The organism is Rhizobium sp. L43 (genome assembly GCF_002531725.1).
Classification (GTDB): domain Bacteria; phylum Pseudomonadota; class Alphaproteobacteria; order Rhizobiales; family Rhizobiaceae; genus Rhizobium.
This window is the reverse complement of sequence record NZ_NWSQ01000004.1, coordinates 1-20,342: the sequence shown is the minus strand read 5'-3', so window position 1 is coordinate 20,342 and position 20,342 is coordinate 1. Positions and strand designations below refer to the sequence as shown.

Sequence of the window (20,342 nt, the reverse complement as noted above, 5' to 3'; positions counted from 1 at the left end):
GCGGCAGAGATGAGATCTCGACTGAGAACGGGGCTCCTAAGCCGCAGCTCTCGATATCGAGACGCGGCAGCCGGAGGCTTCGAGCGCCTCGCCGGCGACGTCGAGAAACAGGCGGCGGAACCAGCGCGCCCGGCCGTCGGCCTGGTCGACGCGGCGATAAAGCATGGTCACCGGATCGGCCGGCAACGCAAGCGGCGGCGCTGAGATGGTCAGCCCATGCAATTGCGCCATACAGCGGCCGATCGATTCCGGCACGGTGGCGATGGCGGGCATGGCCCTGAGTGCCGTCGGCAGAGCGGAAAAGCGCGGCACAGTCGCCACCACACGCCTGACATGGCCGGTGCGGCTCAGCGCAATGTCGATGCTGGTCGAAGCGTTGCCCTCGAAAGAGACGGTGACATGGGCGACATCGGCAAAATCCTTGAGGCCCAGCGGCGCCTTCAGCCGGAGCTGGGCCTCGTCGTAAATGCAGATCGATGCCTGATTGAACAGCGGCGCACGGATGTGCCAGGAGGCCGGCTCCTCGTGCACGGAGACGCTGAAATCGAAGACGCCCTCGTCCAGCCGGCGCGCGGCATCGCGCTTGTCCGACGCGATGCCGATCAGCCGGGCGCCGGGTGAAAGCTGGAGAAGACGGGCGGCAAGCGGGCCGAAGAAGGCCGATTCGAGATTGTCGCACATACCGATGCGGAACTCGCCCTGCCAGCTTGCCGGATCGAATTCGGACTGCGGGCGGATGGCGCGTTCGATGCCCGACAGCGCATCCTCGATCGCCGGAGCGATGGAAAGGGCGCGCGGCGTCGGCTGCAGGCCACGGCCGACACGCACGAACAATTCGTCGTCCAGCGCCTCCCGCAGGCGCCGCAAGGCGGCCGACAGGCCCGGCTGGCCGAGCAGCAGCCGCTCGGCGGCACGGCTGACATTGCGCTCCTGCATCAGCACCGAAAAGGCCAGCAGCAGGTTCAGGTCGATTTTGCGAAGCGTGGCATCATTCATCATCGTCAGTAATACCTGGCATGGCTACTATCAATTTGCAATAGGATTGGAAGCTGTACATTTTCTCGTTCCCTGTCGCCCGGCAACCTCCCTCCGATGAGGCGGCAGCAAATAAGGAACGATTTCGATGACATTTTCCAATCGAAAAGCGGGGCGGGGCTGGCATTGCTGCTGCTCTGCGCCGCCAACTTTCTCGACGCGATGGACGTCTCCACCATCGGCGTCGCACTGCCTGCCATCCAGGCCGAACTCGGCATGGAGGCGACCTCGCTGCAATGGGCCGTCAGCGCCTATGTGCTCGGCTATGGCGGCTTTCTGCTGCTCGGCGGCCGGGTCGCCGATGTCTTCGGCCATCGCCGCGTCTTCCTGTGGTCGCTGGCGATTTTTGCCGCCGCCAGCATTGCCGGCGCTTTCGTCGACAGCGGCCCGTCGCTGATCGCCGCCCGCCTGATCAAGGGCATTGCCGCCGCCTTCACCGCGCCTGCGGCGCTTGCGCTGCTGCTCTCCGTCTTCGGCGAGGGAGCGGCGCGGGCAAAAGCGCTCGGCGTCTTCTCCTCGACCGGCGCCGCCGGCTTCGTGCTCGGCATGGTGCTCGGCGGGGCGGCGGCGATCATCAGCTGGCGGGCGACACTGGTCATGGGCGCGCCCGTCGCCATCCTCACCCTCTTTGTTGCGCCGTTGGTGCTGCCCGCCGACCCGAAAAGGACGGGACCGCGGCCGGCCTTCGACTGGGCCGGCGCGCTGACGATCACCCCTGGACTGCTGCTCTTCGTCTTCGGCATCACCAATGCCGCGGCCGCCGGCTGGCAGGACTTTGCGAGCTGGGGTTCGCTCGCGGCGTCGCTGGCGCTGATCCTGCTCTTCCTCCTGGTCGAAACGCGCCATGCCGATCCGATGGTGCCGCTCGGCATGTTCCGCCGGGCCAAGCTCCGGCATGCCAATGCGATTGCCGCCCTCTTCCAGGGCGCCTATGTCGGCTTCCAGTTCCTGGCGACGCTCTATTATCAGAACGTCATCGGCTGGTCGGCCTTTACCACCGGCTTCTGCTTTGCGCTGGGCGGGGTCTTCGTGATGTTTCTGGCGCCTCGTTTTGCCACGCTCGCGCAAAATCGTGGCGCTACCCGGCTGATGGCAGCGGGTGTCGGTCTGCAGGCCTTCAGCTACGTCTTCTGGGTGACCGCCCTCGGGCATGTCGATCCGATCCTGCTCGTCGTGTTCTCGCAAATCCCGCTCGGCCTCGGTTACGCCTTGACCTACCCCTCGGTACAGGTTGCGGCCCTTTCCGATGTGGAGGATGACAAGGCGGGGCTCGCCTCCGGGCTGCTGTTCGCCTCCTTCCAGATCGGCGGCGGCATCGTGCTTGCGGCCGCCTCGGCGGTGTTCGGCGCTGCACCGCATTTCGGCTGGGACCCCTATGTCGCCGGCATCGCCTTCATGGCGCTGCTTGCCGTCGCGATCACCCTGCTTGCGGCAGCCGGCCCGCGGACATCGACCGCCCGGACGCCGGCCTATCAGGCGGCGGAATGACCGCGCGCCCGCACCCCGATGGGTGCGGGCCCTTCATAAGCCAAAGTGAATATTAGCAGCAATAAATCTATTGCCTTGCCTCGGCGAAAGGTGCATGGTCTCGCCTTCGGCAGCCATTGCACGGGCGCTGCCGACTGAGGGTTTTCGTACCCTCGCCCCGACGAAAGGAGGACCTATGTCTTCCACTTCCGAAAAGCCGCATCTGACCTCGTCCGATCTCGACATGCTTCAAGGCGTGCTCGACGACGCTGGCTACGACGCCAAAATCCTGATCGACGACGAACGGGTCTTCAACGTCGCCGCCGTGCTGCTGATCAGACTGTTCCAGGAGGGCGTCACCTCGCCGGCCATGCTCTCACGGGCGCTCGAATACCATTTCGGCAAGCCGAAGACACCGCCGAAACCGCTCACCCCTGTCTGCAACCGCTATGCGATACAGGGATTGCCCCGCGACGAAAGACGCGTCGCCGGCTAGCTCCGAAGGATTATTGTGCGGAAAACCCTCTTGCTTTGTATCTCAGTCGCAGCGGCCGGTTATTTCGGATGGGTGCAGTTCGGGGCTTATCAACAACGGCAGCAGGCTCGGGATTTTGCTGACATCGACAGGGAGCGCCGGGTGGCGCTCCTCAAAGTCGATGGCTGCCAGGCACGGGTAGAGCTGCTTCTGACGATGACTGACCGTCTGCTCAAGGCCGGCGGCATGCAGGTGCCGCTCGATATCGGGCGGGATATAGACCTGTGCCTCGCCCGCGGCATCATGTCGGCATCCGGCCTGGCGGAAATGGAAAAAACGAAGCTGATCCGGCTGTTTCCCATGAATGAATAAGCCCTGTGGAAATGTGGCTTTCCTGCGGCAGCCGCCTTAATGGCACCTCAATTTTATTCTATAGGAATGGCATCGCTGATTTGGCCGATGCGGCATTTGCGGTGACCGGATTTCCGGCCCCGCCATTTTCCCGATCGCGAAAGCATGGTGACGTCCCGTCTCAATGTCGGGTTTGGCTTTCGGTGACTCTCCGGTCATCCGCCTCCAGACTGCGATGCGGTTTCAGCAGGCATCATTTTCATTCCACTCCTGCGGCCCGGTGTTGTCGGGTTGCCCCTCATGACGATCACGCGACCGAGGTCGCGACCGACAAGCGGGGCGAAACCACGCAGGCAGCAGCTTTCAATGTCGATCTCAAAGGGAGATTTCACCATGGCAAAAGGACAAGTCAGAAGCAATCGCGAGGTCCGGAAGCCGAAGAAGGACAAGCAGGCAGCGAAGGTGGAAAGCACATTCGCCAACCAGATGAAGACGGCGACCACAACCGCTCCGCAGGGCCATGCTCCAAAGAAATAGCAGCTCTTATCGAGCCGCCGGCTTTCGCCCTCACCGCGCATGACAGCGCAAATCTGAATCGATTTGCGAGAGGATTATGCGCGAATTCAAAGTGATAGCGCGTCCCGTCGGACGCGCCGCGCTCCAGCGCGACACCATCACCCATTGACATGTTTTCAGAAAAACAGGAATTGCTGCACCCATGACCACTCTTCACACAATGTACCACTTCGACTATCCGCTTTTCCTCATTCGCTCGGCCGTGGTGATTGCCCTCGGCCTGTCGGCCATCGCGGCCTTTCACGGCGTCACTCTGTGATCGAATCTGCGCGCCGCAGCGAGTGCGAGGAAATCCAAGTTGCCCGTCTGGGCGAGCATGCCGAAAACCCGGAGCGATCACACGGGGATGCCGCGCTTTTCGCCGAAAAACGCTGGTTGAAGATCCTTGCCGGATATCGCCAGCCGAGGGCCGGACGCAGCGCCTTCGAGCTGGCCGTCACCGTCGTCCCCTTCGTGCTGTTCTGGGTCGCCGCATGGGCGGCGGTTCACTACAGCTTCTGGCCTGGCCTGATTCTCGTCATTCCCGCCGCCGCCTTCCTGCTGCGGCTGTTCATGATCCAGCATGATTGCGGCCACGGCTCGTTTTTCGCCCGTCGCCGCCTCGACGATTGGGTGGGACGCACGATCGGAATCTTGACGCTGACGCCTTACGACTATTGGCGCCGGGCGCATGCGGAACACCACGCCTCGGCCGGAAACCTGGACGAGCGCGGGGTCGGCGACATCGAGACGCTGACGATCGCCGAATATAACGCGCTGTCGCGCTGGGGCCGGCTGGCCTACCGGCTCTACCGGCACCCGGCGGTGATGTTCGGGATCGGGCCGGCATGGCTGTTTATCATCAAGCAGCGCCTGCCTTTCGGCATGATGCGCTCCGGCGCCCTGCCCTGGGTCTCGACCATGGCGACCAACCTTGCCATCGCACTCGCCGCAGCATTGCTGATCTGGGCGGTGGGGATCGTCCCCTTCCTGCTGGTGCATCTGCCGATCGTGCTGCTGGCCGGTGCCGCCGGCGTCTGGCTGTTCTATGTCCAGCACCAGTTCGAGGAAACGCATTGGTCGAAGAAGCCGGACTGGCAGTTCCAGCATGCTGCCCTGCACGGCGCCTCGCATTACGACCTGCCGCCGGTGCTGCGCTGGATCACCGGCAATATCGGCATCCACCACGTGCATCATCTGTCGAGCCGGGTGCCCTATTACCGACTGCCGGAAGTGCTGCGGGATCATCCCGAGCTTGCCGAGATCGGCCGCATCACCCTCATGGATAGCCTGCGCTGCGTCAAGCTGGTGCTGTGGGACGAGCAGACGAAGCGGCTGGTGTCGTTTCGCGATGCAGCCCGGCTTGCCCCCGCACGGTAGTCGACAAACCTCAGAGCGGTTCAGCTTTTCATGGAAAAGCAGAACCGCTCGAGTCTTTTGTTTTGCGCAATTCCCGGCAAAACCGCTTCGCGCTTTGCCGGGAATTTGCTTTGTTTGGTCTACGCAATTCCGGACGGAAAACCGCTTCGCACTTTTCCCGGAATTTGCTTTAGCGGTAGCCAGTCACGTCAGCCGGTTTGCCCGCCTCCTGAACCTCCACCATGTAGCGCCAGCAATCCGGCCGTGAACCGTCGATGTCATCGAAGCCGTAGGTCTTGGCCATGCCGCCGCTCGACAGCGACTGGCCGTTCCAGCGGGCGCGGTTAGGATCGGCAGCGATCGCCACAACCGCGCGACCGACGAAGCGCGGGGTTTCGGAAATGGCGAAATGCGGCTGCACCTTCGTCGCGTCGCGCCAGTTCCCCTCACTGACACCATAGGCATCCAGCATCATTTCCGAGCGCAGCCAGCCGGGCGTGATGGCAATGGCGGTGGCGCCGTGTTTTGCCAGGTCCTGTGCATGCGCCCACGCCATGCGGGTGACGCCTGTTTTGACGAGGTCATAGAATGGCGACAGCCGGTAATGGGTGGCATTATAGTCGGCCGTGCCGTCGGTTACCTCGACCAGCAGCCCGCCCGGCCGCTCGATCATCAGCGCCAGGGCGTAATGGGCGGTGATCAGATGCGTCTCGATGCCGAGCTGCAGCATGCGCAGGCCCTTGTCCAGCGAATGCTCCCACACTGATTTGTCCCATTCGAACAGCTTCTCGCCGCCCCAGATGTCGTTGACGAGAAGATCGAGCCGGCCGGCCTCCTCGCGGATGCGGGCGACCAGCGCCTCGACCTGCTCCTTGACCAGATGGTCGACCTGCACAGCAATGCCCCTGCCGCCAGCAGCGGTTACCAGCTCGGCCGTCTCCTCGATCGTCTCCGGCCTGGCGTATTCGGATTGCTGCGCGCGTGTCGTGCGCCCGCTGACGTAAACGGTGGCGCCGGCGGCGCCGAGTTCCACTGCGATGCCGCGACCGGCGCCGCGTGTTGCACCGGCCACCAAAGCCACTTTCTCCCGCAAGTCCGCTGTCATCTGTCCATCCTCCTCGATAGAACTGCGCAAATCCGGGCGCAAAAGCGCTACGCATTTTTGCTGGAATTGCTTTAGGACGGCCTTCATGCCGTTCAGGAAGCGCCCGGAATTAAGCCCGCGCTCCTTGTATATAAACGAATGATCGTTTACATTGGTGGTGAATGCAAGAGGAATTTCATGCCACGCCGTCGCACATTGTCCGATGAGCAGCTTCTCGCCATGGTGCTGGCACTGATCCAGGCCGAGGGGCCGGATGCGGCGACCTTTGCGGCGGTGGCGAAAGCGAGCGGCCTTTCCGGCTCGACGCTGGTGCAGCGTTTCGCAACGAAGGCGGCGATGCTGCGCGCAGCGCTGCTCTATGCCTGTGACAGGCTGGATGCGGAGACGGCGCGGCTTGCCGGGAGCGTGGCGAAAACCCCGGAAGGCGCCGTCGCGCTGCTCGTCGGCTTGTCGCAGGATTACGGCGACAATGCCGCCGCCTATGGCGAGGGCTTGCTGGTGCTGCGCGAGGATTTCCGCGATCCGGTGCTGCGAGCCCGCGGTGCCGACTGGGGAACGGCGCTGACGAAAGCGATCGCGCGCTGTTTCGGCTCGGTGAGCGATCCGGAGACGATTGCCCGGCTGATGCTGGCGCAATGGCAGGGTTCGCTCACCTGGTGGGGATTTGGCGCAGACGGCCCGGTGGCTGCCTATGTGGAGACGGAATTGAAGCGCTTCCTGACAGCAGTGAAGCCCTGATCCCAAGTGTCGAGGTATCATCTTGAATTCGTTGCAGACAGAATCTCATGATTGAATGCGAGACGACATCCGCCTCAAATGCAAGTCCAGGTCAAAGCATTGTGAAACTGAACACCTCTGGCGCCTTGCGGCGGTTCAGGGCATCCTATGATGGCTGAAAATTGTGTTTATGGCAGTTGGAGGAATGCCGATGCGCTGCTTTACCGTGCTTGGACCCTCGCAGACCGGAAAATCAACAGTCGTGGAAAAGCTCGGCTCCCTGGAGGGGGCGCCGAGAAAGTCCAGCTCCCCTTATGGATTGAACCTCACAGAATTCACCTTTGGAAAAGAGGCGTGGTGTGCGCTGGATGCGCCGGGACCCAACGAAGCGTTGGCGCATGCACAGCACGCGCTTCTTGCCAGCGACGCCTGCATCTTGTGCGTTTCATCGGCACCCGAGGAGGCTGTGCTCGCCGCGCCCTATCTGCGGATAGTCGAAGCCTCGGGGACGCCGTGCATCCTCTTCGTCAACCGAATGGACGAACCGAGAGGGCGGCTGAGGGACGTGATCGCCGCGCTTCAAGACTACGCCAACCACACGCTTTTGCTTCGCCAGATCCCGATACGCGAGGGGGACAGGATCATAGGCAGTTGCGATTTGATTTCGGAACGGGCGTGGCGCTACCGGGAAGGCCAGGCTTCGGCGCTGATCGCAATCCCCGAAAGCTCCGCCGAGCGCGAGCACGAAGCGCGCAGCGAGCTTCTGGAACACCTGTCCGAATTCGATGACTGGCTTCTCGAGGAACTGATCGAAGATCGCGAGCCGCCCAGCGACGCGCTCTATGCCATTTCATCGCGGGTTCTCAGGGAAAACAGGATTATTCCCGTCCTGATCGGTGCCGCAAGTCACGGCAACGGCATGATGAGGCTGATGAAGGCGCTGCGCCACGAGGCGCCGCCGGTGGGGGTTCTTCGACAGCGCCTGGCTCGTGCGGGCAATGTCGATGAAAACAAGCTGACCGCCGTGAGCTTCCATGCCTATCATCGCCAGAATGTCGGTAAGACAGTGCTCGTGCGCGCGCTTGGCGAGGGACTGCGGCAGGGCGCATCACTGGGCGGCTCCAGCCTCGGCGCCGTACAGCATCTCGCAAACGGGCGATCCAATTCGGCGGTTGTGCCTGCGTCGGGGGATGTGTTTGCGACGGTCAAGTCCGACCACTTGCCCGTCCCTTCGCTGTTGACATCAGTCGCGGTGGTCGCCCCGCCTGAATGGACGGAGCCACCCACGCCGATGCTTGAAAGGATCCTAATCCCAGGCAGCGAGCGCGATGAAAACAAGCTCTCCGAAACGCTGGCAAAACTTTCCGAGACGGATCGCGGCCTAACGGTCTTGAAGGAGGAAAGCACCGGCGCCCAGCTCGTCTGCGCCCAGGGGCCGGTGCATCTGCGCGATCTCTGCCGAACCCTGGCCGACGTGTTTCACATCGACGTAACCGATCGAACGCCCAGCCCGATCTACCGCGAGACAATTGCGAAACCATCTGAGGTTCATTACCGTCACCGCAAACAGACCGGCGGTGCCGGGCAATTCGCGGATGTGAAGCTGAACATTCATCCTAACGCGCGTGGCCAGGGTTTCACCTTCAATGAATCGGTCAAGGGCGGCGTCGTTCCGCGCAACTACATTCCCGCAGTCGAAGCAGGCGCGCGCGAAGCGATGGAGAAAGGGCCGCTCGGCTTCCAGGTCATCGATGTCGGCGTAACGCTGTACGATGGTCAGCACCATGCCGTCGACAGTTCGGAACACGCCTTCCGGACTGCGTCGAAAATGGGAGTGCGACAGGCGCTTTCCGAAGGGTCGGCCGTTTTAATGCAACCGGTCTTCCGCAGCGAAATTCACATTCCGTCGATCTATTCCGGCAACCTCGTCCAGATCGTCTCCGCTCTCAAGGGTCAGGTTCTTGGCTTCGACCGGGATGAAACCGCTAAAGGATGGGACATCTTCCGGGCACTCATTCCGGGCGGCGCACTTGACGATCTGGCGCGGGCGCTGCGCTCGGCGACGCAGGGCATTGGTTATTTCTCCAAGACCTTCGATCACTTCGAGGAGCTATACGGCAAGGAAGCGGACGCCATCGTGAGGGCACACGAGGAACCAGGCGTCGCACACTGACACGTTCGCGCCACGTCATGCTCGTTCGCAGAATGGGGCTCATGTCGTTTGGCAGTTAACCGCGAGAATGCGCCGTTTCACGCTTCCTCTTCATCCTTCTCCTCGCCGACGGTCAGCGGCCAGTCGACGACATAATCCTCGAGATCGTCGATATCGATTTCATTTTCATTGATCGTGCGGCCGCGGGCGGAAATGCCGGCGGCATGGACGGTCTCGGGATCGCCGGAGATCAGCGGATGCCACCAGTAGAGATCCCGGCGTTCATTGACCAGCCGGTAGCCGCAGGTGGGCGGCAGCCAGGCGATGTCGGGCACATTCTCCTTCGTCAGTTGCACGCAATCCGGCACGAAATCCCAGCGGTTCTCATAGCTGGAGCAGCGACAGCTTTCGCCGTCGAGCAGCTTGCAGCGGACCGAGGTGAAATAGATATCGCCGCTATCCCATTCCTCGATCTTGTTGAGACAACAGAGGCCGCAGCCGTCGCAGAGGCTTTCCCACTCGGCGACAGTCATTTCGGCCAGCGTCTTGCGCTTCCAGAAGGGCAGATCGTTCATCGTTCGTTTCTTGCAACAGCGACCCGCAAATTCGCGTGCCCCTCATGCATCTCTCTTGTTATCAGCCGCAAAATCAATCAATCCTTCAGTATACTCCTGGTACTCGGAGAATTCTCTCCTGGTATCGGAGAGCTTTGCGGCCATATGCGGGCCTCGCGCTTTCGTTGGATATGACCGAAGTGCGATCAGGCGGGAATACAGGACGTGCAGGATCCGGACAACCCAGAAAACGGCTCGGAAAACGGGCCGGGAAAAGCGGCAAATGGCGCGGCGGACAAACGTCCGGCGAAGAGCCGTCACATTCTGCTGCGCATCGATTCCTGGATCGATTCGACCGTCTGGAACGCCGGCTTCCGTGCCGCCGAGATCTGGGAAGACATCACCATCTTCTTCCGCCGCTTCCGGGTGCGCGGCTGGAAGCGCATGGTCTTCGAACTTGCCGGCGAAGGGCTGACGCTCGGGGCGGCCGGCTCGGTGCTGATGCTGCTGCTGGCCCAGCCCGCTTTCGAGGCGACCAAGGAGGACTGGCGCAACCGCGGCGATTTCGCCGTCACCTTTACCGACCGCTACGGCAACGTCATCGGCCATCGCGGCGTCATCCACCAGAATTCCGTGCCGATCGACGAACTGCCGGATTCCTTGATCAAATCGGTTCTCGCCACCGAAGACCGGCGCTTCTTCGACCATTTCGGCATCGACGTCATCGGCCTCTTCCGCGCCATGGTCACCAACGCCCAGGCCGGCGAAGTCGTCCAGGGCGGCTCGACGCTGACGCAACAGCTCGCCAAGAACCTGTTCCTGTCCAACGAGCGTTCGATCGACCGTAAGGTCACCGAGGCGTTCCTGGCGCTTTGGCTCGAGGCCAACCTTTCCAAGAAGGAAATCCTCTCCACCTATCTCGACCGCGCCTATATGGGCGGCGGCACCTTTGGCGCTGCGGCGGCAGCGCAATTCTATTTCGGCAAGGACATCACCGATGTGAACCTTGCCGAATCCGCCATGCTCGCCGGCTTGTTCAAGGCGCCGGCGAAATATGCGCCGCATGTCAACCTGCCGGCGGCGCGGGCGCGCGCCAACGAGGTGCTGACCAATCTGGTGCAGAGCGGGTTGATGACCGAGGGCCAGGTGATCGCCGCCCGGCGCAATCCGGCGACCGTCGTCGACCGCAACGAGGTGGAATCGCCCGATTTCTTCCTCGATTGGGCCTTCGACGAGGTGCAGCGGCTTTCGCCGCGTTTCCACCAGCATTCGCTGATCGTGCGCACGACGATCGACATGGGCATCCAGCAGGCGGCCGAGGATTCGGTCGAGACGTCGCTGCGTGAATATGGCGAGGCCTACCACGCCAAGCAGGGCGCGATGGTGATGATCGAAAACGGCGGCGCCGTGCGCGCCATGGTCGGCGGCCGCGATTACGGCGAAAGCCAGTTCAATCGCGCCACCCGGGCGCTGCGCCAGCCGGGCTCCTCCTTCAAGGTCTATACCTATTCGGTGGCGATGGAGAGCGGGATGACGCCGCAGACGACGATCGTCGACGCGCCGATCTCCTGGGGCAATTGGAGCCCGCATAATTATGCCAACCGCTATGCCGGCCGCATCACGCTCGAGACCGCGATTGCCCAGTCGATCAACACCGTGCCGGTGCGGCTCGCCAAGGAAAAGCTCGGCATCCAGCCGATCCGGGCAATGGCGAAGAATCTCGGCGTCGAAACGCCGATCCGCGACGACGTCACCATCCCGATCGGCACCTCCGAGGTGACGGTGCTCGACCAGGCGACCGCCTATGCCACCTTCCCGGCCGGCGGCTACCAGTCGCGCCGCCACGGCATCACCCAGATCCTCGATTACGACGGCGATGTGCTCTACGATTTCGACCGAGACGAGCCGGCGCCGAAACGCGTGCTCTCCGAACAGGCCGACGCCTATATGAACCAGATGCTGTCGCGTGTTCCCTATGTCGGCACGGCGCGCAAGGCGGCCCTCGACAACGGCATCTTGACCGCCGGCAAGACCGGCACGACCCAGGCCTATCGCGACGCTTGGTTCGTCGGCTTCACCGGTAATTACACCTGCGCCGTCTGGTTCGGCAATGACGACTATACCTCGACCAACGAGATGACCGGCGGCTCGCTGCCGGCGATGACCTTCAAGCGTGCCATGGACTACGCCCATCAGGGTGTGACGCTGCGCGCCATTCCCGGCGTCGAAAACCCTCTGCCCTCGGAAAAGGACCTCGCCAAAACCACCGCCGCCAAGCCGCAGGACGGATTGCCGCAGCTCATCCGGCCGCGCATGCTCTCGGTGCAATCGACCGACATCCTTAAAAAGCTCGGCGAGAAGCTGAAGAATGCCGCGCCGCTGGCGCCGGCGAAGGTGGCGAGCGCGGAATAGTTGGCGCGGGAGATTGCCTGTGGCTGCCCCTTCGCCTGCCGGCACCGTCCTTCGGACCCCCCGCTCGCGGGGCGAAGGGACCACACCGCGACCTCTCCGTCCCTCGCCAACCTCTCACAGGGCGCCTCCCCTCTCCCCGTTTTTACGGAGAGAGGGTTAGGATGAAGGGGCAGCCATTGGCGCCAACAGGGCAGCCTTCTTGCCGCACCTGGCATGACGGCTTTGCGGATATAACCGGGGATCAATCACCGCCTATGTCACGGTGCGGCATTCCACCCTGCCAGAATCAGTGGTAACCCTTTGATCCCGGTTTCCAAGGTCATGACGTGTTTCGCTTTCCCCTTTTCATCCTGATCACGCTGATCGTCGCCTTCGGCGGCGGGATCATGATTTCGCTGTATGCGCTGGATGCGACACAGGGTTTCGGGGCGATCAAGCTCGGCGCCTGGGAGGCCTTTCCGGCGCTGCAGACGGTCGAGGCTGATCCTTATGCCAAGTCGCACCGCGCCCGCGCCGGCAAGCTGCTTTATGGCAGCGCCGAGGGCCTGACCTTTACGGCGAGCGTCGATGACGATGGCGCGCGGCTGAATGCCAACTGCCGCTACCGCATCAGCGGGCAGACGCCGCCTGCCCGGCTGTGGACCCTTTTTACCGCCGACAATGGCGGCAATCCGGCAGCGGTGAAGACCGGGCATCCCTCGGCGCTGAATTCCTGGACGGTGCTGCGCCAGCCGGACAGCAGCTTCTCGATCGAAATCTCCGCCGCCGCGCAGCCGGGCAACTGGCTGGCCTTGCCGGAGGCCGGCACCTTCCGGCTGGTGCTGACGCTGTTCGACACACCGACTGCCGGCAGTTCCGGGGTGATCGACCTCGCCATGCCGAAGCTCACCAAGACCGGATGCGGCAATGCTTAGGATATTCTTCGCCATCCTGACCGGCCTTTTCGGCGCAGCGCTGCTGCACCTCGTCATCATCCTGTCGCTGCCGCATTTCACCGGCAAGGATGCGGCGACCCGGGTCGAGGCGGAGGGTGACCTCAACAATTTCTACCTGCTCGGCAGCCAGTATGACGAGGCCGGCCTTGCCAATGGCGACCCCTTCCTGCGCACCGCCGTCTGCTCCTTCGACGTCGAGGATGCGCCGGTGCATTTCACCGCCAAGGGCAATGTGCCCTTCTGGTCGATCGCGATTTACGACAGTGCGTCCAATGAGGTCTTCAGCATGAACGACAGGACGTCGGTCGGCGGCGCGCTCGACGTGCTGGCCGGAGGTCCGATCCAGCTGACCGACCTGCGCAAGAACCTGCCGCAGGAATTGCAACAGGCGATCCTGGTGGAAATGGCTCGGCCGGACGGTTATGCCGTGCTGCGGACGCTGGCGCCGCAGGTGAGTTTCGATGAGGCGGCGCGGACCTTCCTGACGCAAGCCGGCTGCGAGCAATTCACCGCTCGCTAGGGTTGAGCACGCGGTTACTTCTTGTTGACGCGCGGCGCGGGCGCCGGGCGATGTTTCGGGCTCTCGACCAACCGCTCGTAGCGAACGCCGGTGAACCAGAGGATCTTGGCTTCGCGGGGCTCTTTATCCGGCCGACGCGGCGCCCGCGGCCGCCGATCCGCCAATGCGACTACTATTGCCATTCTCGTCTCCATGCACTGCCCGAGACGGATGAATTTGCGATGGATTTCACCCTGCCCGCCAATGTGCGGGCCGGCGCGTCCTGCGGGGCCGGGATTGCCGGACCGAGGGCATTCGCGCCTTTCCCACGGCACCTGATTGAAATACCGTGATCAGGACTTTCAACGATCCAGATACTCAAATCGCGTGGTTCCCATCCGAATTGAGACAGATGACAGTTAACAGTTTACTAATGTTCGGCGGACGCCAAACACAGTTCACGTCACTTCCCTGAAACGCGCGAAGAGTTGATTTGGTTTCATGCCGCGCGCGCAAAGTACCGGCCGCGGATCGATGCGTAAAATTGGAGGCAATTCATATAGTTGGGATAGAAGAGACGGGATTATCTGCGGGGAAAGGCATGTGTTGCAAAAATGCTTCATATAAATATTTAATTGCGGCCACCTCGGATGCGCGTATGGTTGCTCTCGTCGATCACAGTTTCCGGGCGCCGGTCGATCGCGGATTTCCCGCGCTCTTGCCGGGATGCGGAGGACACGCGGTGTCGTTGCTGGTGAATTCATCTTTCTCGCCTGAGGATCTCGACGTGCTGCGCAGTGCGCTCGATGCCTGGTGCGCGGAACAGCGCGTCGACATCAAGAGCGTCGAGGCTCAGTTTGCCGCATCCGCAGTACTCGACCTTTATCAGGCCGGTCACGACAGCCGCGAAAAGCTGCTGCACGCGCTCCACGATCGCAAGGCTGCCTGAACTTTTCCACCCTCACATCAGCGATGAGCAACGGCGGCGGCGCCCTGCTCAAACCCGGCATTTTTATATTGCCGGCTAATCAAATCGCGACACGCTTCGCGTGTGTATTTCTGTGGCATTTTAATAAAATCTTCAGCATGCATTAACCGTACCGGTGTAGGATTTGTTCATAACCGTATGGCCTGACATGCGTTCCGCCAGCGCATATCGGCCCGTGGTCCCCTTGTTCTGCGTTTTCGGGGTGTTGTTGTGCGTGACCGGTTTCGAGACCTAGAAGGCCCCTTGGCCGTCAGGAAAAAGGACGTGGTATTGATGGCGACTGTCAGCAGTTTCGAGAACCTGTCTCATCCGACACGCTCCGAACTGCGCCAATTTGCCGAGCTTTTCATGCCGCTATTCCAGGCCTCCTCCGACGAGGCCAAGCGCCAGGCGGTCGCAGCCCTGTCCCAATGTGAGAACATGCCGGCCGCCGTGGCGCTGTTCATCGGCAACCAGCCGATCGAAATCGCCGCACCTTTTCTTGCCGCTTCAAAAGCCATTGCCGACGACACGCTGATCACCATCGCGCGCATGCAGGGTGCGGCGCATGTCAAGGCGATCGTCAGCCGCGATTCGCTCTCGCCGAAGGTCATCGATGCGCTGGTGGCGCTGCGCCAGACCCAGCCGCGCTCCGCCGCCGCACCGGCGCCGATCACGGAATCGCCGGCAGTGCCGCTTGCGCCGGCCCCCACCGAAACCAACGAGGCAGACGCGCTGGAAGAACAGCGGATCGCCAATGAAGAGGCGTTGCGCGAGCGCATCCTCGGCCTGGCCGGTCATCTCGGCCATAAGGAGGACGACAGGCTCGGCCTGCGCACGCTCACCGACATCCAGGAGGCATTGCTGGTGCGCTTCGCCCGCTCGCGCGAGGCGACGCATTTCGCGACAGCCCTTGCCGACGCGCTGTTCGCCAGCCGCTGGCTTGCCGAGCGCATCATGCTCGACCTCTCAGGCCAGCAACTCGCCACGACGCTGACGAGCCTCGGCATGAACTTTCTCGACGCCGTCTTCGTGCTGGAAAGACTTTATCCGCATCTTGCCGAACAGCAGCACAACGTCACACGCGGCTGGATGGTGCTCGATGCGCTCGACCCGGAAGAATGCCACGAACGTGTGGACGCCTGGCGCCGCGCCGATCGTTATACCTATAAGCCCGAAGTGCCCAATGTGCCGGCCCCTCAGGAAACGCCCAACCACCGCTTCATCCGCCAGGCGGCGCAGCAGCGCGACATGCGCGTCATGGGACGGCGGTATCGCTGAACTCAAGCCCCGCTTCGGCTGTCAGCCATTCCGCCCAAGCGGGAGCATGTCTCCCAGTTCCTCCGCCTCCAGCTCGACGATCCAGAGATCGGGGTCGAACTTGCGTTCACGCTCCAGCATGGCGCGCACCGCGTCCGGGTCGGCTCGCGACAGGCGGACCTCGAACAGCCGGTCGCCGGCCTGGCCTTCGTCGAAGGCGGTCTGCGGCGCCGGCGCATAGAGCGTTTCCAGGCCGTCGCGGAAATGCTGGCGGATGAAGATCGCACCCGCCTCGTCCGCCCCCTTCTTCTCGACGGCTGCGAAATCGCCGCTGGCGAAGACGCGGCGCAGGAGTGCGGAAACGAAGATGTCGGCGCGTAATCTCATCGGCGCGGTATAGACCGGCGCGCCGACGGCGGCAATCCGCCCCAATGCCGCCCGCGGACGGCGAGAGGCCGCGAGGAGCGAATCTGAAAGATCGCCACGCGCTTTAGATCGCGCCGATTTCCTTGAGTTTCTTCAGCACCGCCTGGTTCGGCTCGCCATTTTCGGGCAGGTTGTAGTGCTTCTGGAAATGGCGGATGGCCGCGCGGGTCTGTTCGCCGGCGACGCCGTCGACACCGACATTGGCATAGGCCATGTTGGAAAGACCCTTCTGGATCTTCAGCACCAGGTCGACATTGGTGATTTCGCTCGATGGAACCTGCTTTGCGGCCGAAGGAGCTGTCTTGACCGTCTTTTCGGCGCTGCGGATCGCCGCTGCCACCGGGTCTTCCGCCGCCGCCTTCGAGCTCACATCCTCGGGCGGCCTTTCGGCGGGCACGGTTGACGGGCCTGATGCATCGGTCTTCAGCGCCGCCAGCACCTCCGGCGTCGGATCGCCGGTCTGGGCCATGCCGACGGTTTCCTCGAAGAAGAGGATGGCCGCACTGGTGCGCGGGCCGATGATGCCATCGGGGATGCCGTTGTAGAGGCCGCGGCGCACCAGCTGCTGCTGGATGTCCATGACAAGCTGGCTCGGCTGCTGGCCGGGTGCGACCGGCGCCGGCGTCGCATTGGTGGTGGCGGCGGCATCGTCCGGCCGTTCGATCCGGAAGGTGGTGACGTCGCCCTGCTCCTCGGCCGGGCGGCGGGCGCCGAGCACGGTCGGAGACTGCGGGTCGCGGGTGCGGAAAATCGGATGCGGATGCAGGCCCGGCTGATACCAGAGCGCATTGGCGGCGACGAAGGAGAAGATGACGATGAAGGTGATCGTGCCGCCGGCGACCGACGGATTGCGGCCGATGACACCGCCGAGCACGGATGCGCCCTGCAGGCTGAGGCCGCCCAAGGCGGCAGCGCCCGAGATGATAAGGCCCGGCTGCTGCCGGCCCTTTCTTCCCTTAGGCGATTTTCGCTTGCGCGCGGCCATCGAAACGCCCCTCTTCCAATTCTGCACCTGACTTGACCGCGCCCTTCAGCCGCGGCGGAAATTCGACAGTCGCGCCATGACCGGCGTCTTCGGCGTGCTTGGCGCCCGAGCCGTCCACCGCGATCTCGATGGTGATGATCGTGCCTTCGCCCGGCTGGCTGGCAATGGCGAAGTTGCCGCCATGCAGCGCCACCAGCCCCTTGACCAAGGATAGGCCGAGGCCGGTGCCTTCGAAGCGGCGGGTATAATCGTTCTGGATCTGGACGAAGGGCTGGCCGAGCAAGGCCAGCTTGTCGGCCGGGATGCCGATGCCGGTATCGCTGACCGTCAGTTTCAGGATGCCGTCGCGCGCCGCCGCATCGACCGAGACGACGCCGCCGGCATCGGTGAACTTGATGGCATTGCCGACGAGATTGATGAGGATCTGCTGGATGGCGCGCTGATCGGCGACGACCTCGCCGAGGCCGCGCTGGATACGGCTGGTCAGCGTGAGACCCTTGGTCTTGGCCTGCAATGCGAGCATCGATTCGCAGGACTTGACCGAGCTCGATATATCGAAGCCTTCGAGGATCAGCTCATAGCGGCCGGCTTCGATCTTGCTCATGTCGAGCATGGTGTTGACGACGGACAGGAGATGCGCGCCGGAATCGCGCACCAGGCCGACATATTCGCGCTGGCGGTCGTTTTCAAACTTGCCGAAATATTCGCCGATCAGGATATCGGAAAAACCGAGAATGGCGTTGAGCGGCGTGCGCAACTCGTGGCTGACGGCGGCAAGGAAGCGCGATTTGGCGTCGTTTGCCGATTCGGCATCGGCCGCGCGGTTATGGGCTTCGTCCCGCAGCTGCTGCTCGACAGAGACATCGCGCAGTTGGGCGATGATGGCGGCAAGTTCGCCGTCGGCATCGCGCCGGGCCGTCATGTCCATTCTGAGATAGGCGAACTGGCGTTGATCGCGCGAGACCGAGGGCCGGTCGAGGCGCAGATCGACGCACGCGGCCTCCTCGCCCCGGCGCAGGCTATCCAACGCCTGCAGGAAAAGGATGCGGTCGGAGACATGCACCTGCTCGAGGAAGCCCCTGCCCTTGGGATCGCGCATCCAGGCGAGGAAATCGCGCCGGTCGCGGCCGCCGACGGTCGCCACGCTGCCATGCGGGTCGAGAAAGAAGACGAGGCCCGGGGTGGCGGCAAGGAAGAAATCCTCGGCCGACTGCGTGGCGATACCGGCGGCCGAGCCCTGACGGGCGAGCGCGATGCTGCCGACGGCGGAAAAGAGAAAGGCGGCGCAGACCATGGCGACACCGGCCGGCAAGGCGACGGCCGGACTGGTGACCGCCGAAAGGCCGATAGGGGCGACAATGAGAGCGGCCGACGAGAACAGTACGAGGCGGCGCAGGATCGCGAGCTCGCGTTGGCGCACGGCTTCACCGCCGCCCGTCCGGGAGAGCCAGCTTGTCGCTGCCCGGTCTACGAGGGCCGTCATCCAGCCGCCAATGTTACTCAATACACGCACGCAATACCCGCCCGAAAGGCTGTCTATCGATCCGGACAATAGGCCTTGGCGACTTAAAGAAAGGATAAGGCAAAAGCGCTGTTCACAGCCTGAAACGGTCGAAATTCTCGTTTTGAAGCATCTGGAAGGCTCTTTGCCTTTTGTGGTTAATAGGGGGTAAGCGACGGATTTTCCTCATATTTCAGCATTGCGTTAACTCCTGTGGCAAGGCGAGCTGGTAAAAGTCCTGCAATTGCAAGCAGGTGCTGCCCTGATGCTTAACGGCGATCGCTCGCATTCGACTAAAATGCGGTTCAAATGCCGTTCGCTAAAATTTGAACTAAATTTGCCGCAAATGCGCGTGAGTTTCGAAAAGCGGCATTCGCAACTTGGCGGTAGGGTGAAAACACACCGGACAACCGGCCTGATTCGGCGACAAGAACCGGACGGGAAAACAGGATGGGCAACGACAATGTGGTTTCTGATCAAAGGATCCTTCTGGTTTGGCCTCGTGCTCGTGCTTCTTTCCGTCTTCAGCACGGAGAGTTCCGACACGCTCGCGGGCGGCCCGCAATTGCAGCTTTCCGACGCGTTCACGGCGGCAAGCGGCGCCTATGACTATCTGACAGGCATGTGCTCGGAAAAGCCAGAGGTCTGCACCAAGGGCGCCGAAACCGTCACCGCGCTCGGCTACCGGGCCCGTGAAGGCGCCCGCGTCGCCTATGAACTTCTCGACAGCCAGTTCAAGGACGAGACGCCGGCGACCGCAAGGCATGCCGAGCCGCAGGTGCCGGTGGCGCTCAACATGCCTTCGCTGGCGGCGCCCGCCATCCAGGAGAAGCTGCGCGAGGCAAAAGCAGCGCTCGGCCAGCCGATGCCTTACCGCCCGCCGGTCGACGACGATGCCGCAGCCGAGACGGTGGTCACCGGCGCGATTCCGCTGCCGACGCCGAAGCCGGCGATCTGACGAAATTTTTCGCGGGCACCCGCCCGCAGCGTTTCAGCTTGCATCGGTGGTCCGCATGACGCGGAGATGCCCCATGCCTGACGTGCCTGCCCTGTTTTAATTCAGCATGTTGCTGCGCCGTGAGGATGCCCATCCCTCACGGCGTTTTTTCTATCTTTTGTTTGCGCAATTCCCGGCAAAACCGCTTCGCGCTTTGCCTCGGAAAACCGCTTCACACTTTTCCTGAAATTGCTTTAATGGTTCAAATCTGCCGGTCTTTCACCTATATGCACCTATAGAGCATTTCCTGACGCATTCCGGACGCAAAACCGCTGTGCACTTTTGCTGGAAGCGCTTCAATCGTGAAAGGCTTCTGCATGGCATCCCTCGACCAGATCATTGACGACTTCACCTTCCTGGACGATTGGGAAGACCGCTACCGCTATGTCATCGAACTCGGCAAGGCGCTGCCTGATCTGGCCGAAGAGAAGCGCACCTCCGAAAACAAGGTGATGGGCTGCGCCAGCCAGGTCTGGCTGGTCACGCATGCGACAGGCAATCTCGACAATCCGGTCATGAACTTCGAGGGTGATTCCGACGCCCATATCGTGCGCGGCCTCGTCGCCATCGTGCTGGCCACCTATTCCGGC

21 protein-coding genes are annotated in these 20,342 nt (G+C 62.6%); 14 read left to right on the top strand and 7 right to left on the bottom strand.

Annotation, left to right across the window (positions count from 1 at the left end):
• Window positions 1-36: 36 nt before the first annotated feature.
• Window positions 37-999: a LysR family transcriptional regulator gene (locus CO667_RS05120; protein ID WP_097617377.1), complete on the bottom strand. Its 963-nt coding sequence runs from the start codon at window positions 997-999 to the stop codon at window positions 37-39.
• Window positions 1,000-1,092: 93 nt separating this feature from the next.
• Here CO667_RS05120 and CO667_RS05115 point away from each other — a divergent pair, with 93 nt between their 5' ends.
• The 5 genes from CO667_RS05115 (at window position 1,093) to CO667_RS05100 (ending at window position 5,263) form a co-directional block, all read left to right on the top strand.
• The gene (locus CO667_RS05115) at window positions 1,093-2,523 is read left to right on the top strand and encodes an MFS transporter (protein WP_097617376.1); all 1,431 of its coding nucleotides are present in this window, start codon (window positions 1,093-1,095) and stop codon (window positions 2,521-2,523) included.
• 94 nt (window positions 2,524-2,617) lie between these two features.
• Complete coding sequence (locus tag CO667_RS05110) at window positions 2,618-2,998, top strand: hypothetical protein (protein WP_179874064.1); 381 nt, start codon at window positions 2,618-2,620, stop codon at window positions 2,996-2,998.
• 15 nt (window positions 2,999-3,013) lie between these two features.
• Window positions 3,014-3,349, top strand: coding sequence for a hypothetical protein (locus tag CO667_RS05105; RefSeq protein ID WP_097617374.1), 336 nt, complete (start codon window positions 3,014-3,016; stop codon window positions 3,347-3,349).
• Window positions 3,350-3,721: 372 nt separating this feature from the next.
• A complete protein-coding gene (locus CO667_RS35260; protein WP_179874063.1) occupies window positions 3,722-3,865 on the top strand; it encodes a hypothetical protein in 144 nt (47 codons plus the stop codon).
• Between the two features lie 345 nt (window positions 3,866-4,210).
• Complete coding sequence (locus tag CO667_RS05100) at window positions 4,211-5,263, top strand: fatty acid desaturase (RefSeq protein WP_179874084.1); 1,053 nt, start codon at window positions 4,211-4,213, stop codon at window positions 5,261-5,263.
• A 169-nt stretch (window positions 5,264-5,432) separates the two neighbouring features.
• Here the strand turns inward: CO667_RS05100 and CO667_RS05095 are convergent, their stop codons facing one another.
• Window positions 5,433-6,347 (bottom strand): SDR family oxidoreductase, encoded by a 915-nt coding sequence (locus CO667_RS05095; RefSeq protein ID WP_097617372.1) that lies wholly within the window; start codon window positions 6,345-6,347, stop codon window positions 5,433-5,435.
• Window positions 6,348-6,524: 177 nt separating this feature from the next.
• Between CO667_RS05095 and CO667_RS05090 the strand changes: the two genes are divergently transcribed.
• On the top strand, window positions 6,525-7,085 hold the full coding sequence (locus tag CO667_RS05090; protein WP_097617693.1) for a TetR family transcriptional regulator: 561 nt from the start codon (window positions 6,525-6,527) through the stop codon (window positions 7,083-7,085).
• A gap of 190 nt (window positions 7,086-7,275) precedes the next feature.
• Window positions 7,276-9,237 (top strand): elongation factor G, encoded by a 1,962-nt coding sequence (locus CO667_RS05085; RefSeq protein ID WP_097617371.1) that lies wholly within the window; start codon window positions 7,276-7,278, stop codon window positions 9,235-9,237.
• 77 nt (window positions 9,238-9,314) lie between these two features.
• Here CO667_RS05085 and CO667_RS05080 read toward each other — a convergent pair whose 3' ends face one another.
• A complete protein-coding gene (locus CO667_RS05080; protein WP_097617370.1) occupies window positions 9,315-9,791 on the bottom strand; it encodes a YcgN family cysteine cluster protein in 477 nt (158 codons plus the stop codon).
• Between the two features lie 204 nt (window positions 9,792-9,995).
• Between CO667_RS05080 and CO667_RS05075 the strand changes: the two genes are divergently transcribed.
• From CO667_RS05075 to CO667_RS05065, 3 genes are all read left to right on the top strand, one after another.
• Window positions 9,996-12,182 carry a PBP1A family penicillin-binding protein gene (locus CO667_RS05075; protein WP_097617369.1) on the top strand — a complete coding sequence of 729 codons (2,187 nt, stop codon included), beginning with the start codon at window positions 9,996-9,998 and terminating at the stop codon, window positions 12,180-12,182.
• 326 nt (window positions 12,183-12,508) lie between these two features.
• Entirely contained in the window at window positions 12,509-13,096 is a 588-nt protein-coding gene (locus CO667_RS05070) for a DUF1214 domain-containing protein (protein WP_097617368.1), read from the top strand.
• A complete protein-coding gene (locus tag CO667_RS05065) occupies window positions 13,089-13,637 on the top strand; it encodes a DUF1254 domain-containing protein (RefSeq protein ID WP_097617367.1) in 549 nt (182 codons plus the stop codon). Before CO667_RS05070 ends, CO667_RS05065 begins: the two co-directional genes overlap by 8 nt.
• Before the next feature lie 14 nt (window positions 13,638-13,651).
• Here the strand turns inward: CO667_RS05065 and CO667_RS35255 are convergent, their stop codons facing one another.
• Window positions 13,652-13,819, bottom strand: coding sequence for a hypothetical protein (locus tag CO667_RS35255; protein ID WP_165405045.1), 168 nt, complete (start codon window positions 13,817-13,819; stop codon window positions 13,652-13,654).
• A 539-nt stretch (window positions 13,820-14,358) separates the two neighbouring features.
• On the opposite strand from CO667_RS35255, the gene CO667_RS05060 reads away from it, so the two are divergent.
• Window positions 14,359-14,565 carry a hypothetical protein gene (locus CO667_RS05060; protein WP_097617692.1) on the top strand — a complete coding sequence of 69 codons (207 nt, stop codon included), beginning with the start codon at window positions 14,359-14,361 and terminating at the stop codon, window positions 14,563-14,565.
• Between the two features lie 249 nt (window positions 14,566-14,814).
• Complete coding sequence (locus tag CO667_RS05055) at window positions 14,815-15,864, top strand: DUF2336 domain-containing protein (protein WP_097617366.1); 1,050 nt, start codon at window positions 14,815-14,817, stop codon at window positions 15,862-15,864.
• Window positions 15,865-15,885: 21 nt separating this feature from the next.
• Here CO667_RS05055 and CO667_RS05050 read toward each other — a convergent pair whose 3' ends face one another.
• The 3 genes from CO667_RS05050 to CO667_RS05040 all read right to left on the bottom strand — a co-directional run bounded on the left by CO667_RS05050 (window position 15,886) and on the right by CO667_RS05040 (window position 18,806).
• The gene (locus CO667_RS05050) at window positions 15,886-16,230 is read right to left on the bottom strand and encodes a DUF1491 family protein (RefSeq protein ID WP_097617691.1); all 345 of its coding nucleotides are present in this window, start codon (window positions 16,228-16,230) and stop codon (window positions 15,886-15,888) included.
• Window positions 16,231-16,333: 103 nt separating this feature from the next.
• On the bottom strand, window positions 16,334-17,254 hold the full coding sequence (locus CO667_RS05045; RefSeq protein ID WP_097617365.1) for a peptidoglycan-binding domain-containing protein: 921 nt from the start codon (window positions 17,252-17,254) through the stop codon (window positions 16,334-16,336).
• Window positions 17,226-18,806: a HAMP domain-containing sensor histidine kinase gene (locus CO667_RS05040; protein ID WP_245433065.1), complete on the bottom strand. Its 1,581-nt coding sequence runs from the start codon at window positions 18,804-18,806 to the stop codon at window positions 17,226-17,228. Before CO667_RS05040 ends, CO667_RS05045 begins: the two co-directional genes overlap by 29 nt.
• Window positions 18,807-19,218: 412 nt before the next feature.
• On the opposite strand from CO667_RS05040, the gene CO667_RS05035 reads away from it, so the two are divergent.
• Both CO667_RS05035 and CO667_RS05030 read left to right on the top strand, forming a co-directional pair.
• Complete coding sequence (locus CO667_RS05035) at window positions 19,219-19,713, top strand: DUF5330 domain-containing protein (protein WP_097617363.1); 495 nt, start codon at window positions 19,219-19,221, stop codon at window positions 19,711-19,713.
• A gap of 356 nt (window positions 19,714-20,069) precedes the next feature.
• The coding region (locus CO667_RS05030) for a SufE family protein (RefSeq protein WP_179874062.1) at window positions 20,070-20,342 on the top strand (273 nt) is incomplete at its 3' end.